The organism is Candidatus Protofrankia californiensis, assembly GCF_900634765.1.
Lineage (GTDB): Bacteria > Actinomycetota > Actinomycetes > Frankiales > Frankiaceae > Protofrankia > Protofrankia californiensis.
Window position 1 is genome coordinate 9,994 of the sequence record NZ_CAAAFT010000390.1, and the last position, 1,285, is coordinate 11,278.

2 protein-coding genes are annotated in these 1,285 nt (G+C 67.3%); both read right to left on the reverse strand.

Annotation, left to right across the window (positions count from 1 at the left end; translation table 11 throughout):
- Positions 1–190, reverse strand: a 190-nt coding sequence (gene rpoZ / locus DD1DGNOD_RS20020) for a DNA-directed RNA polymerase subunit omega (protein ID WP_165036910.1), incomplete at its 3' end; no start/stop codon positions are given.
- Positions 191–490: 300 nt separating this feature from the next.
- Positions 491–1,036, reverse strand: coding sequence for a guanylate kinase (gmk, locus tag DD1DGNOD_RS20025; protein ID WP_131768038.1), 546 nt, complete (start codon positions 1,034–1,036; stop codon positions 491–493).
- Positions 1,037–1,285 lie beyond the last annotated feature (249 nt).

Genomic DNA, 1,285 nt, shown 5'->3' on the forward strand with positions numbered 1-1,285 from the left:
CGCTGGCGGTCTCGACCAGCGGGCCGACGTACTCCAGCAGGCCCTCACCGAGCTGCGAGTAGTAGGCGTTGATCTGCCGGGCCCGCTTGGCCGCGTAGATCACCAGGCCGTACTTGGAGTCGGTGGCTTCCAGGAGCTCGTCGATCGGCGGATTGGTGATGCCTTCGGGCTGTGCGACAGTGCCGGACACGGTGTCCTTCCGCAAACACGGGGCTGTCAGCTTGCTGGCGAACTGACAGCGTGGTCAGGATCTACAGTGGTCGAGATGAGTCGGGATCAGTCGGGACTCAGCGGGGCAACGCCGAACCCTCGATCCCTACCACAGTACGGACTCTTACAGTAGAGCAGCCGGTGGCGTGTCAGCCGACCGACGGTCGGTCGGTCGGTGGATCGGCTGGCCACGAGCCCGGGGAACCCGCGATGGCCAGCGGGCCAAAGGCGGCGCGATGATGTTTCTTTCGCGCCGCCGGAGGCCCAGATCCCCGGGTCGCTAGTCGGTGTCCATCAGAGAGACCAGCCGGGCCGCCGCTCGGGTCACGTCGTCGTTGACCACCACCGCGTCGAACTCGGATTCGGCGGCGAGCTCTATGCGTGCCCGGTCGAGGCGGCGTCCGATCACCTCCGGCGACTCCGTACCTCGTCCGGTGAGCCTGCGGACCAGCTCCTCCCAGGACGGCGGGGCGAGGAAGACGAACCGGGCGTCGGAGACGCCCGCACGCACCTGGCGGGCTCCCTGGAGTTCGATTTCCAGCAGGCACGGCACCCCTTCGGCGAGCCGGGCCTCCAGGGGCGCGCGGGGGGTTCCATAGGCGTGACCGGCGAACATCGCATGCTCGAGAAGCTCACCCTTCTTGACCATCAAGGTGAACTCCTCGACATCGACGAAGTGATACTCCACCCCGTCGGTCTCCCCCAGGCGCGGCGCGCGTGTCGTGCAACTGACCGAAACCCAGACCTCGGGATGGCGTCGGCGCACCTCGGCGACGACGGTCCCTTTCCCGACTCCTGACGGACCGGACAGAACGGTAAGCCGCATCCGTACACCGTAGTGCGCTGCGGCTGCGCACTCAAAAACCATGATCGTGCCAGCTGTGGCCGGACCCCGTGCGCCGACCAGCGTTACGACCCACCATGGTGGGTTACCAGGGTTACCAGGTCACCTGCCTGGTCTCCCGGCCGGTCGGCCGGGCGGGCCTCGTCGGTGCATGCGGCCGGTGCATCGGCAAAGAAATGTCGGTACGGCGACCCGGCGGTGCTTGGGTTGTCACCATTGCCGGGACGCCGT

Bases quoted from the DNA above. Each gene is read 5' to 3' on its own strand.
- gmk (WP_131768038.1), bottom strand. From the start codon at position 1,036: ATGCGGCTTACCGTTCTGTCCGGTCCGTCAGGAGTCGGGAAAGGGACC.